Annotated in this window: 8 protein-coding genes; 5 read left to right on the forward strand and 3 right to left on the reverse strand. The window is 71.9% G+C overall.

The genetic code is table 11. The features are described from left to right. Positions 1 to 254: 254 nt before the first annotated feature. From FNQ90_RS03140 to FNQ90_RS03150, 3 genes are all read right to left on the reverse strand, one after another. Positions 255 to 1,139: an enoyl-CoA hydratase/isomerase family protein gene (locus FNQ90_RS03140; protein WP_143620713.1), complete on the reverse strand. Its 885-nt coding sequence runs from the start codon at positions 1,137 to 1,139 to the stop codon at positions 255 to 257. Positions 1,140 to 1,271: 132 nt separating this feature from the next. Next, positions 1,272 to 2,450, reverse strand: a complete 1,179-nt coding sequence (locus FNQ90_RS03145) for an adenylate/guanylate cyclase domain-containing protein (protein ID WP_182604852.1) — start codon at positions 2,448 to 2,450, stop codon at positions 1,272 to 1,274. Positions 2,451 to 2,603: 153 nt separating this feature from the next. Then, positions 2,604 to 3,485, reverse strand: a complete 882-nt coding sequence (locus FNQ90_RS03150) for a biotin--[acetyl-CoA-carboxylase] ligase (protein WP_182604853.1) — start codon at positions 3,483 to 3,485, stop codon at positions 2,604 to 2,606. 136 nt (positions 3,486 to 3,621) lie between these two features. On the opposite strand from FNQ90_RS03150, the gene FNQ90_RS03155 reads away from it, so the two are divergent. The 5 genes from FNQ90_RS03155 (at position 3,622) to FNQ90_RS03170 (ending at position 13,208) form a co-directional block, all read left to right on the forward strand. After that, complete coding sequence (locus FNQ90_RS03155) at positions 3,622 to 5,217, forward strand: acyl-CoA carboxylase subunit beta (protein WP_182604854.1); 1,596 nt, start codon at positions 3,622 to 3,624, stop codon at positions 5,215 to 5,217. Between the two features lie 94 nt (positions 5,218 to 5,311). Further along, complete coding sequence (locus FNQ90_RS03160; protein WP_182604855.1) at positions 5,312 to 5,521, forward strand: acyl-CoA carboxylase epsilon subunit; 210 nt, start codon at positions 5,312 to 5,314, stop codon at positions 5,519 to 5,521. Between the two features lie 134 nt (positions 5,522 to 5,655). Beyond that, complete coding sequence (mmpB, locus tag FNQ90_RS28015; RefSeq protein WP_267133009.1) at positions 5,656 to 5,790, forward strand: morphogenic membrane protein MmpB; 135 nt, start codon at positions 5,656 to 5,658, stop codon at positions 5,788 to 5,790. Positions 5,791 to 6,012: 222 nt separating this feature from the next. Continuing rightward, complete coding sequence (locus FNQ90_RS03165) at positions 6,013 to 9,453, forward strand: S8 family serine peptidase (protein ID WP_182604856.1); 3,441 nt, start codon at positions 6,013 to 6,015, stop codon at positions 9,451 to 9,453. Between the two features lie 338 nt (positions 9,454 to 9,791). Beyond that, positions 9,792 to 13,208 carry a S8 family serine peptidase gene (locus FNQ90_RS03170; RefSeq protein WP_182604857.1) on the forward strand — a complete coding sequence of 1,139 codons (3,417 nt, stop codon included), beginning with the start codon at positions 9,792 to 9,794 and terminating at the stop codon, positions 13,206 to 13,208. Positions 13,209 to 13,410 lie beyond the last annotated feature (202 nt).

A 13,410-nucleotide genomic window follows, 5' to 3' on the forward strand; every position in this document is an offset into this window, starting at 1 on the left:
TGGGGGCCGGCGACGGAGTCCGCCGCCAGTGCCTCACGCGCGTGTTCGGCCACCAGTCGGGCGGCGTCGGGTAGCCCCGTGCTTCCGGCCAGTTCCTCCGCCAACCGCGTGACGGCCCGCAGCCGACGGTCCTCGTTCATGCCGCAAGGTTATGGCCGAGAGGGCGCTTTCGCGCTTCCCCCGTGCCCCCGCGCGCGCCCTGTGCGCCCCGGTGGTCGGTCTCCCCGACCACCGGGGGCCGCTCTCGTCCCGGGTCATTCCCCCGGCCAGCGGGGCGGACGCTTCTCGTTGAAGGCCGCCACGCCCTCGGCGCGATCCCCGGAGAAGGCCACCGTCCGCCACGCCGCGTCCTCGATCTCCAGACCGGCGCGCAGATCGGTGCCCCAGCCGGTGCGCAGGGCCCGCTTGGCGGCGCGCAGGCCGACCGGGGAGTGGGCGGCGATCCGGCCGGCCAGCTCCAGCGCCTCGGCGCGGGCGCGGCCGGCGGGCACCCGCAGGTCCACCAGCCCCAGTTCGCGGGCCTCCTCCGCCTCCACCCGGCGGGCGGTGAAGATCAGCTCGGCGGCACGGGCGGCGCCCACCCGGCGCGGCAGCAACTGGGTGCCACCGCCACCGGGGATCACGCCGACGGAGACCTCGGGCAGACCGAGCACGGCGGTGTCGTCGGCGACGATCAGGTCGCAGGAGAGCGCCAGCTCGCACCCGCCGCCCAACGCCCAGCCGTGGACGGCCGCGATCGTGGGCATCGGCAGCTCCAGCACGCCGGTGTAGGCGGCACGGGCGATCGGCCGCTGCCGGGACAGCTCGGCGTCGCTCAGGGAGTTGCGTTCCTTGAGGTCCGCGCCGACGCAGAAGGCCCGGTCGTGGGAGGAGGACAGCACGGTCGCCGACACCGAGCGGTCGGCGGCCAGCGCGGCGCAGGCGGCGGCGATGTCCCGGGCGAAGGCGGTGGAGACGGCGTTCATGGCGGCGCGGCGGTCCAGCACCAGTTCGGCCACCGCCCCGTGGCGGCGGATCTCCAGCCACTCCCCGTGCCGGACGGGCGCGGGTCCGGTCCCGCCTCCCCCGCCGTTCGCACCGTCGACGGGCGCCCCGCCGCCCGTCGCGTCCCCGCGCGTGGTGTTCGTCCCGTCCGTCACATCCGCCTCCGGTTAACGATCGCTCACCGAACCCGGGCATCATCGCACGACATCCGGCCGGCCGCGGAGGGGCCCGGGTGGAGAACCCGGGAGACCCCGGAAGAACCCGGGAGTCCCCGGGAGATGGGAGACTCAGGAGCGACGGGAGAGGATCCAGGGCTCGATCACGCCCAGGCCGCGCACCGGCCGCCGGTACAGCGGGCGCAGCCCGAACCGGTACGGGGCGACCCCGGCGGCCCGCTCGTCCGCCTCCTTCTCCGAGTGCGGCGCCGCGCCGACGGCCGTCAACTCCTCGCGCATCGCCTCGTCCACCAGAACGGCGTCCTTGGGCGCTATCGAGGTCAACCGGCTGGCCAGGTTGACGGTGTTGCCGAAGACGTCACCCATGCGGGTGGTGACGGTGCCGAAGGCGATCCCGACCCGGATCTGCGGGATCTTCGGGTCCTCCGCCAGGGTCTCCACCAACTCCAGACCGATGTCGGCGGCGATCGCCGGGTCGTCCGCGGCGTAGAGCACCTCGTCGCCCAGGGTCTTGATCAACCGGCCGCCCCGGGCGGCGACCAGATCGGCGGCGGTGGTCTCGAAGTTCTCGACCAGTTCGCCGAGTTCCTCCTCCTCCAACCGACGGGTCAGCCGGGTGAAACCGACCAGGTCGGCGAAGGCGACGGCGAGCCGGCGGTCCACCATCTCCGCGTCGTCCTGGGCCTGGAGCACCCGGCCGGTGGCGGCGGCCAACTGGCGGCGCCAGACGTAGACCAGGAACTCCTCCAGCTCCGGCAGCAACAGCTCGACCAGCGGATAGGCCACCTCGGAACGGGTCATGCCGGGCTCCGGCGGCTCGGTCAGCCCTTCCAGGAAGGAGTCGATCTGCCAGTCCGCCAGCCGGGCCGTGGTCTGGCCGGTGGACCGGGCGACCTGCACCGCCATCGACTCGCTGAGCAGTCCCGCCTCGACCAGGCCGGCGAGTCGGCGCAGCGCCAGCACGTCGGCCTCGGTGAGCGCCTTGGCCTGGCCGACGTCGGGGAAGCCCATGGCGCGCCAGAAGCGGGCGGCCAGGTCCATCGGCACGTCGGCGGTACGGGCCGCCTGGTAAGGGGTGTACTGCCGTTCGGAGCCGATGATCAGTTGCTCCAGGCGCAGGGCGATGGTGTCGTCGCCCTCCTCGCCACCGGTGTCCGGTTCCGGGCCGGCCCCGCTCTCCGGGGCGGCGGCCCCGGCGTCCGGGGCCGGTTCGGCGGCGGTTCCGGGGGACGGCGGTTCGGCGGGCCCGGACGCGGTCTCCGCCCCCTCGGGGAACTCCGGATCAGCCACGATCGCGGCCCGTCGTCCGCGCCGGCCGGACCGGGATCCGGGTGGAGGTCGCTCCGCTGTGCACTGCCCCTGCCGTTCCGATCCGCCGCGCCCTGCGCGCGGCGTCACCGCACCACCCTACGGCAGATGTGCGGTGCGTCACGCGGGGGCCGCTCACCCGTGCCCCGTTCCCGTCGGGCGGGCGCGCAGGTGGACCACATCGGCGGCGGAGACGGCCCGCCGAACGCCGTCACCGGTGCGGATGACCAGCCGGCCGTCCCCGTCCAGCGCGATGGCGCGCCCGATCACCTCCTCACCTCCCGGCAGCTCGGCCCGCACCTCGCGGTCGAGGGTGGCGCAGCCGGCCGTGTAGGCACCGCTGATCCCGCCGGTCACCGGATCGCCGCCGGCCTCCTCCCAACGGCGGAGACGGTCGGCGAGGTTTCGCAGCACGGCGCGCAGCAGCGGGTCCCGATCGGTGCCGGGGGCACCGGCCAGGACGAGGGATCCCGCGCCGGGCACCGGCAGCTCGTCGGCGCGCAGGCTGACGTTGATGCCGATGCCGAGTACGGCCATGGGCTCCCCGGAGGGTGTGGGGACACGCTCGGCGAGGATGCCGCCGACCTTGCGCTCCCCGCCCTCCACGGTGATCAGCAGGTCGTTGGGCCACTTCAGGGCGGTGTCGATGCCCCCCGTGCGGGCCAGCGCCTCGGCGGCGGCGACCCCGGCGAGCAGCGGGAGCCAGCCCCAGCGCTCGCCGGGTACCCGGGGGGAGAGCAGGACGGAGAGGAAGAGACCGGAACGGGCCGGGGCGTTCCAGCTGCGGCCGAGCCGGCCGCGTCCGCCGGTCTGCTCCTCGGCGATCAGGACGGTTCCGGGCACGGCGGTGCCGGCGCGGGCGCGCTCGGCGAGGTCGGCGTTGGTGGAGCCGGTGCTCTCCAGGACCTCCAGTGCGGCCCAGGGGCCGGTGGGGGCGGTGAGCGCGCGGCGCAGCGCGCCGGCGTTCAGCGGTGGGCGGTCGAGGTCGGTCCAGCGCCCGGCTGCGGATGGTGTCATGGTCAAGAGGGTAGGAGGGATCGAATGGGGTCCGTTCGTCCCCGCCCGGTGTGTCCAACGCCGCACTGTCGGAGGGCTCCCGCGCCGATAACCTACGGATCGGTAGCCACCCGAGGACGAGTAGGAGCCGCAGCCCGTGTCCGAACAGGAAATCCGGCCCGATATCCACACGACCGCGGGCAAGATCGCCGACTTCCGGCGACGGACGGAGGAGGCCGCGCAGGCGGGTTCCACGCGGGCGGTCGAGAAGCAGCACGCCAAGGGGAAGCTGACCGCGCGGGAGCGGGTGGAGCTGCTGCTGGACAAGGGTTCGTTCACCGAGCTGGACGAATTCGCCCGCCATCGGTCGACCAACTTCGGGATCGAGCGCAATCGCCCGTACGGGGACGGCGTGGTGACCGGTTACGGGACGGTGGACGGCCGCCCCGTGTGTGTCTACTCGCAGGACTTCACGGTCTTCGGCGGTTCGCTGGGCGAGGTGTACGGCGAGAAGATCGTCAAGGTGATGGACTTCGCGCTGAAGACCGGTTGTCCGGTCATCGGCATCAACGACGGTGGCGGGGCCCGGATCCAGGAGGGTGTGGCGGCGCTCGGCCTGTTCGCCGAGATCTTCCGGCGCAACGTCCACGCCTCCGGGGTGGTGCCGCAGATCTCGCTGATCATGGGGCCCTGCGCGGGTGGCGCGGTCTACTCCCCCGCGATCACCGACTTCACCGTGATGGTCGACCAGACCTCGCACATGTTCATCACCGGACCGGACGTGATCAAGACGGTCACCGGGGAGGACGTGGGCTTCGAGGAGCTGGGCGGTGCCCGCACCCACAACACCACCTCCGGCGTGGCGCACTACATGGCGGGCGACGAGAAGGACGCCATCGACTGGGTGAAGGCGCTGCTCTCGCACCTGCCTTCGAACAACCTCTCCGAGGCGCCCGCCTTCCCCGAGGAGGCCGACCTGGAGGTGTCCGAGGCCGACCGCGAGCTGGACACCATCATCCCGGACTCCGCGAACCAGCCCTACGACATGCACCGGGTCATCGAACTGATCCTGGACGACGAGGAGTTCCTGGAGACCCAGGCGATGTTCGCGCCCAACATCGTCACCGGCTTCGGCCGGGTGGAGGGCCGGCCGGTGGGCGTGGTCGCCAACCAGCCGATGCAGTTCGCCGGCTGCCTGGACATCGACGCCTCGGAGAAGGCCGCCCGCTTCGTGCGAACCTGCGACGCCTTCAACGTCCCGGTGCTCACCTTCGTGGACGTCCCCGGCTTCCTCCCCGGCACCGACCAGGAGTACGGCGGCATCATCCGGCGCGGCGCCAAGCTGATCTACGCCTACGCCGAGGCCACCGTGCCGCTGATCACGGTGATCACCCGCAAGGCCTTCGGCGGCGCCTACGACGTCATGGGCTCCAAGCACCTGGGGGCGGATCTCAACCTGGCCTGGCCCACCGCGCAGGTCGCGGTCATGGGCGCGCAGGGCGCGGTGAACATCCTGCACCGGCGCACCCTGGCGGCGGTCGAGGACGACACCGAGCGCGAGGAGCTGCGGGCGCGCCTCACAGCCGAGTACGAGGACACCCTCCTCAACCCGTACGTGGCCGCCGAGCGCGGGTACGTGGACGCCGTGGTGATGCCCTCGGAAACCCGGCGCCACATCGTGCGCGGGCTGCGGACCCTGCACGCCAAGCGGGAGCAACTGCCGCCGAAGAAGCACGGGAACATCCCGCTGTGAGAGGGATGTCGACCGTTCCGCCGACCCCGACGGCCCCGGCGGTGTCCTCCGCCGGGGGCCGTCCCGTCCGTTCCGCGAGTGCCGGAGGTGCGCCGTGATCCGTGTCGTGCGAGGCAACCCCACTCCCGAGGAACTGGCCGCCGCGCTGGCCGTGGTGCGGGCCAGGGCCGCCGCCTCCGCCGCCGCCGGTGACGGCGAGGGGGCGGGGCGCCCCACCCCGTGGTCCGACCCCGCCCGCACGGTGCCGACCCGGCTGCCGGCGCCGGGCCCGGACGCCTGGCGCACCAGTTTCTGGCCGGCCTGAGCCGCCGCCGGGGCCGGCCGGGTCGGGGAGAGGGCCCCGGTCCGGCCGGCTCCGGGTCGAATCGCACCGGTGCGACCGGAATCCGAGTAGCCGTACTCAGGTCGCGCGTCGGCCGACCGGGCAGCATCGGAACCATGCTCTGGTCCGACCTGCGCGAGCCCCCGGCGGAAAACGAGGCGGGGGCGGTTCGCGCGATGCCGCGCCGGGCCGGGTGGGTGATCGCCGTCGCGATGGTGCTCGGCACCCTGTTGGCCCCGGGCTCCCGCTGAGCCCTTTTCCGGGCGCCCCCTCGCCCTGAGCAAGCGCTTTCTCACCTCTCGCCCACCTAGCCTTTCATCGAACCTTCACCTCTTCTCCATCAAAAGCCCTTCCCGACCCCCTACTGAATGCTCCGTTCCGCTGCGTAGTTTTCTGATCACGCGTGGGGGGACGCACGGGGCTTCCCCCCGCTTCGGGACCGTCCGGTCCCGCCTCACGAGGGGAAGAATCCGTTGCCCGACGCGCATCGTCCGCACGCCGAGCACCATCCGCACCCGATACCGACCCCACCCACGCCGGGGCGTCGCCGCTCCCGCGCCATCCGATCCGGTCTCCTGGCCGCCGCGCTCGCCGGCGCCCTGACCGGCACGTTACTCGGGGGCCCGGCCTCCGCCGCACCGCCCGACGGGCCGGCGGGCCCCGCCGGCCCGACCGGGAACGGCACCTTCGCCGGTGAATCACCGGCACCCCGCACCCTCACCTTGATCACCGGGGACCGCGTCCGGCTGAACCCGGACGGCTCCGTCGCCGGCATCCTCCCCGCCGAGGGCCGGGAGGACATCCCGGTCCACGTCCTGCAGGGCGGGGACGGCACCCTGGTCCTGCCGCACGACGTCACCGACGCGATCGCCGACGGCACCCTGGACCGGCGCCTGTTCGACACCGCCGAACTGACCCGTCCCGAGTACGAGGAAATCGACGGCCTGCCCGTCATCGTCCTCTACGAGGAGGACGGCGAGGGCGGCGCGGAGGCCCGCGAGGCCCTGCACGCCGAGGTGGACACCGACGCACCGGTCGAACTGGACAGCATCGACGCCGAGGCACTGACCCTCGCCGAGGAGGAGACGGCCCCGGCCTGGGAGGCGCTGACCGTCGAGGCCGACACCACCGCCCGGAGCAAGACGCCCCTCCTCGACGGGGCCTCCCTGGCGCCGGGGGTGCGCGCCCTCGTATTGGACGGTGTCGTGGAGGCGACCCTCAACAGCAGCCCGGCCCGGATCGGGGCCCCGGCCGCCCGGGAACTCGGTTTGGACGGCGAGGGCGTCACCGTCGCGATCCTGGACACCGGCATCGACGCCACCCACCCCGACCTCGCCGACCGCGTCGTGAAGCAGGTCAACTTCTCCGACGCCCCGGAGATCGGTGACGTGGCCGGCCACGGTACGCATGTCGGCTCCACCGTCGCGGGCACCGGCGCCGCCTCCGACGGGCTGTACACCGGGGTCGCCCCCGGCGCCGACATCCTCGACGTCAAAGTGCTCAACGACTGGGGCAGCGGCCTGGAGTCCGGGGTCATCGCCGGCATGGAGTGGGCCGTCGAGCAGAACGCCGACATCGTCAACATGAGCCTCGGCTACTTCGTGACGGACGCGGTGCACTCCGTGGAGGAGGCTCTGGAGCGGCTCTCGGCGCAGAGCGACACCCTGTTCGTCATCGCCGCCGGCAACGAGGGTCCGTTCACCGCGTCCCTGCGCGCCCCCGCCACGGCCGAGGCGGCGCTCACCGTCGGCGCGCTGGATTGGGACGACACCGTTGCCGATTTCTCCTCCTCCGGCCCCCGCTTCCGGGACGGCCTCCCGAAGCCGGACCTCACCGCCCCCGGCGTGGAGATCACGGCCGCGGCCGCCGGTACCGGCGGATACGTCGCCATGGGCGGCACCTCGATGGCCTCCCCGCACGTCGCCGGCGCCGCCGCCCTGTTGGCGCAGGCCCGCCCCGAACTGACCCCGGAGGAACTCAAGGCCGTGCTGGTCGGCTCCGCCGTCGGCCTGGCCGACACCCCCGTCCACCGACAGGGCACCGGACGCATCGACATCCCCCGCGCCCTGGCCGCCGACGTCATCGCCGAACCCGTCTCCCTGGGTTTCGGTCTGATCCCCTGGGGAAGCGGGGAGACCGACCCGATCACCCGCGAGCTGACCTACCGCAACCTCGGCACCGAGGACATCACCCTGCGACTCTCCCTCGATGCCCTGACCCCCGACGGCTCACCGGCCCCGGAGGGCATGTTCGCCCTCGCGGCCGATGAGGTGACCGTACCCGCCGGCGGCACGGCGAGCGTCGAGGTCACCGCCGACCCCGGGCTCGGCGAGGAGGGCGCGGGCGTGTACGGCACCGCTGTGATCGCCACCGACGGGGAACGCGAGGTCCGCACCGCCGGCAGCCTCTACATGGAACTCCGGATGTCCACGGTGCGGGTCGAACACCTGGACCGGGCCGGCGAACCCACCGAGAACTGGACGACGAAGGCGTTCAACCCGATCACCGGGGAGGAGCGTTTCTTCGAACCCGACCCGGACGAGGGGTCGCACGTGGGCAGACTCCGCCTGACCGAGGGAAACTGGACGATCGACACCCGAATCTGGCAGACCGAAGAGAACGAACTCACCTGGATGCTGCACCCCTGGCTCGAGGTGGGCGAGAAGTTCGAGGACATCCGATTGACCCACTCCTCGGCCGAAGCCCGGCCGGTGCGGATGACCCTGCACGATCGCCGGGCCGAGCACCAAGGGCTGAACATCGGGTTCGAGGTGGAGTCCGAGGAGTTTTGGGTCGAGAGAAGCTTGGTACTGCCCGACGGAATCTCACTCCGCACCGCCCAGATCGGCAACTACCCGGCGGAGTTCGAGGTGGTCGGTGGCGCGATGGCCACGTGGGAGACACCCGATGGAACCCGGCGCTACCACGCCGCAACCGTGGACCCGGAGGGCCTGCCCAGCGGAGTGACCCAGCACACCACGGCTCGGGACCTGGCCCGCATCACGACCCGGGTGGGGATCTGGGCGCCCGGGCGAGAGGTGTCGCTGCACACGTCACCCCGGGAAATGCCCTTGATCTCCTACGACAGCTTCTACGACTCCCCGGCCGAGGTGGATGTGTACATCCGACCCGACGACCTCATCTGGTACCAATCGGCGATACAGTGGTCGCCCACTTCATGGGACTTCGAAAGCCTCCACGTCGCGACGTACCCGGATCTGCGGCCCGGCTCCTCGCGGACGGAAACCTTCAACGTCGGGGTCTTCGGCCCGGCGCCGGAGGACATCGGCTTCGTTCGGACCGAGGACACGATCCGGGTAGCGCTGTGGCCCCTCACGGATGGAGCGGGCCACCGGGGAGTGGCCTACGACGCCACTGGCGAGACGGTGCTGTACCGGGACGGCGAGGAGGTGTCCCGGGTACCCGAGGCGCCCGACTTCGCGACCCCCGACGTGCCCGCCGGGGAGGGTGACTACCGCCTGGAGACGGTGACGGACCGCACCGACACCGCCGCCCCGATCTCCACCCGGGTGGAGACCGCGCACACCTTCCGCTCGGCCACCCCGCCGGAGGGCGAGGAGACACAGCTGCCGATCTCCGCGGTGCGCTACCAACCCGACCTCGCCCTGGACAGCACCGCCAAGGCCGGGAAGAAGATCAAGGTCCCGCTGACCGTCGTCGGCGCCGCCGCCGGCAAGAACACCGAGACCCTGCGCATCGAGGTCTCCCTCGACGGCGGAAACACCTGGAAGACCGCCAAGGTCACCGGCAAGGCGACCGACAAGAAGGACAACCGCTCCTTCACCGTCCACAACCCCGCCGCCGGAGGCTCCGTCTCCCTGCGCGCCCACCTCACCGACACCAACGGCAACACCACCGAACAAACCATCATCGACGCCTGGCGCACCCGCTAGTAGGCGTTCCGACGCGACGTCAACGGTCGGGGATCGGAGAGGTATTGACCTCTCCGATCCCCGACCGATTGTTTCCGGACAACAACCAAATCAACACGCCTCGAAATAAATCAACTTCACCAAGGGCGCACTTTTCCCCCACCGAACGCCCGCAGGGGTCCCCTGCTGAATGCCCCGTTCCGCTGCGTAGGTTTTCGATCAGGCGTGGGGGGACGCATGGGGCTTCCTCCCGCCCGGGACCAACCGGTCCCGTGTCACAAGGGGGAACGTTGCCCGATTCGCACACCTCACACGACCCGCATCCGATACCGCGGCCGACCCGTCCCGGGCGCCGCCGATTGGGCCCGGCGCGTTCCGCCGCCGCCCTCCTCGCCGCCGCCCTGGCCGGCACGATGCTCGGCGGCCCGGCCTTCGCCGCACCGTCCGACGGGCCGACCGGCCCGGTGCCACCGGCCGGGGACACCGCCTCGGCGGGAACCTCCCGGATCGTCACCCTGATCACCGGTGACCGTGTCGTGGTCGGCCCCGACGGGCGGGCCACCGGTCTGATTCCCGCCGAGGGCCGCAAGCACATTCCGATCCGCATGCTGCCCGGCGAGAACGGCACCCTGGTCCTGCCGCACGACGTCGTGGGTGCCGTCGCCGACGGCACCCTGGACCGGCGCCTGTTCGACACCGCCGAACTGACCCGACCCGAGTACCAGGAAATCGACGGCCTGCCGGTCATCGTCCTCTACGAGGAGGACGGCGCCGGGGCCCGCGAGGCCCTGCACGCCGAGGTGGACGCCGACGCGCGCACCGAACTCGACACCATCGACGCCGAGGCCCTCACCCTCACCGATGAGACCGTTCCTCCCGTGTGGGAGGCCCTGACCGTCGAGACCGGGAACGACGAGACCGTGGGGGCGGAGCTGGCCCCCGGCGTGCGTGCCGTGACGCTGGACGGCGTGCGGCAGACCCTGCTGGACCACAGCACCGACCGGATCGGTGTCCCGGCCGCCCGCGAGCTGGGGCTGGACGGCGAGGGCGTCACCATCGCCGTCCTGGACACCGGCGTGGACGCCACCCACCCGGACCTCGCCGACCGCGTCATCAAGCAGGTCAACTTCACCGAGGCCCCGGACATCGGCGACCTGTTCGGCCACGGCACCCATGTGGCCTCCATCGCCGCCGGCACCGGCGCCAAGTCCGAGGGGCGCTTCACCGGGGTCGCCCCCGGCGCCGACATCCTCGACGTCAAGGTGCTCGACGACGACGGTTACGGCTTCGACTCCGAGATCATCGAGGGCATGGAGTGGGCGGTCGAGCAGGGCGCCGACATCATCAACATGAGCCTCGGCGACTACACGGACATGACGATCGACCCGATGGAGGAGGCCGTCAACCGTCTCTCCGCCGAGAGTGACAGCCTCTTCGTGATCGCCGCCGGCAACGACGGCACGGGGCGGGGGAGGATGAACACCCCCGGCAGCGCCGACGCCGCGCTCACCGTGGGCGCGGTGGACCGTGACGACACCGTCGCCGACTTCTCCTCCTCCGGCCCCCGCCTGCGGGACGGCGCGCTCAAGCCGGACGTGACCGCGCCCGGCGTGGACATCGCCGCCGCCGCCGCGCAGGGCAGCCTGCTGGAGGAGTGGGTCGAGCCCGTGGAGGAGGGCTACATCGCTCTCTCCGGCACCTCGATGGCCTCCCCGCACGTCGCCGGCGCCGCCGCCCTGTTGGCGCAGGCACGACCCGAACTGACCGCCGAACAGATCAAGGCGGTACTGATGGGCTCCGCCGTCGGCCTGGCCGACACCCCCGCCCACCGGCAGGGCAGCGGGCGGATCGACATCGAGCGGGCCCTGGCCATCGACGTGATCGTCGAGTCCGGGTCGGTGAGCTTCGGCACGGCGACCTGGCCCCACGAGGAAGCGGACCCGATCACCCGGGAGATGGTCTACCGCAACCTCGGCGAAGAGGACATCACCCTGGCGCTGACGACCGAGGCGATCGGTCCGGAAAACGGACCGGCGCCGGAGGGGATGTTCTCGCTCTCCGAGGAGACCATCACCGTCCCGGCCGGCGGCACCACCACCGTCGAGGTGACCGCCGACCCCCGCCCCGGTGGGGATGTCACCGGTGTGTACAGCCTGTTCGTCACCGCCACCGGCGACGGACAGGAGGTGCGGACCGCCGGCATGCTGTACCGCGAGCCGCGCATGTACGAGCTGCGGGTGGACCACCGGTCCTCCGACGGGGAGCCCACCGACCTGTGGGACACGGTCGCGTTCGATCCGTTCACCTACGAGGTGGAGTTCCTTCTCCCGGACCCGGAGAGCGCCGACGGCAGTGTCGGGATCGGCCGGGTGTACGGGGGCGACTGGCTGGTGGACACCATGCTGTTCCCCGAGTACGACGAGAACTGGGAGCCGGTGACCGACGGAGGGCCCCCGGAGCTCTCCTGGCTGCTGCACCCGGCGTGGAAGATGAACCCGGAGACCGAGGGGAGCGTGCTGACGCACTCGGCCGCCGGCCTCCCGCCGGTGAACCTCTCGGTGTACGACCGCCGTGCGGAGGGGGAGCTCTTCGAAGCCGCGCTGGAGTTGCGGATCCAGCGGGACGAGGACGGTGAGCCGTGGGAGGACTCGCTCTCGTGGGGCGCGTACCTTCCGATGAACGACTTCACGGTCCGGCTCGGCCAGACCGGCGAGGTCGGTGACGGCGTCGAGGCCACCGGCACGCTGGCGGCCCACTGGAGCCGTCCGTCCGAGGACGTCGAGTACCAGATCTTCCTGAGCGAGGAGGGCCGCCTGCCCACCGATCTGAACCGACACTTCGAGCGCCGGGACTTCGCCCGCATCACCACCCACCTCGGGTCCCCGGCCCTGAGCGCGGATCGGACGGCGACCCTGTTCACCATGCCCGAGGGCTCCGAGGGAGGCTTTGGCCGCCCCCTCGAACTGCCGACCACCGTCGAGGTGAACGTCGCCGGCGACGCGGAGAGGTGGATGCAGGAGCTCTGGGAGTGGGACGAGGAGGACGACCGGTCCTCCTACACCACCCCGTACCGGTCGCGTCCCGCCGGGAGCAAGCACAGCGAGACGATTCAGGTGGGCGTCTTCGGACCCAACCCGGACGCCGGGGGCTTCGTACGGGACGGTGACCTCATCATCGGGGAACTCGTACCGCTGGCCGACGGCCGGGGCCACCACGGCTCCACCACCATCGACTCCGCCCGCACCACCCTGTACCGGAACGGCGAGGTGCTGATCGACGAGGAGGAGCAGGTCGATCACACCGTCCTGGAGGTGCCCGCCGAGGCGGCCGACTACCGCCTGGAGACCACGCTCAGCCGCGCCGAGACCCCGTACGGCGTGGTGAGTTCCCGGGTGGAGACCGCCCACACCTTCCGCTCGGCCACCCCGCCGGAGGGCGAGGAGACACAGCTGCCGATCTCCGCGGTGCGCTACCAACCCGACCTCGCCCTGGACAGCACCGCCAAGGCCGGGAAGAAGATCAAGGTCCCGCTGACCGTCGTCGGCGCCGCCGCCGGCAAGAACACCGAGACCCTGCGCATCGAGGTCTCCCTCGACGGCGGAAACACCTGGAAGACCGCCAAGGTCACCGGCAAGGCGACCGACAAGAAGGACAACCGCTCCTTCACCGTCCACAACCCCGCCGCCGGAGGCTCCGTCTCCCTGCGCGCCCACCTCACCGACACCAACGGCAACACCACCGAACAAACCATCATCGACGCCTGGCGCACCCGCTGATCCCCAACGGACGCCACACCCGGGGGCCGATGGACACCACGTCCATCGGCCCCCGGGCCGTTTTCGCCACCGGCCGAGTCTGTCAATCGAGCGGTGTAACGGGGGTGGTTGGTTAGTGGCGGGCTGTGGAGAGGCGGCCGTCGAAGGTGATGTCGAAGGCGTTCAGTGCGGTCTTCCAGCGGCTGGTCCAGCGGGCCTGTCC

The organism is Streptomyces alkaliphilus (assembly GCF_014141535.1).
In the GTDB taxonomy this organism is placed as follows: Bacteria; Actinomycetota; Actinomycetes; order Streptomycetales; family Streptomycetaceae; genus Streptomyces; species Streptomyces alkaliphilus.

Excerpts from the sequence above, each read along its gene's own strand:
- FNQ90_RS03150 (WP_182604853.1), bottom strand. The coding sequence starts at position 3,485 with ATGACACCATCCGCAGCCGGGCGCTGGACCGACCTCGACCGCCCACCG.
- mmpB (WP_267133009.1), top strand. The coding sequence starts at position 5,656 with ATGCTCTGGTCCGACCTGCGCGAGCCCCCGGCGGAAAACGAGGCGGGG.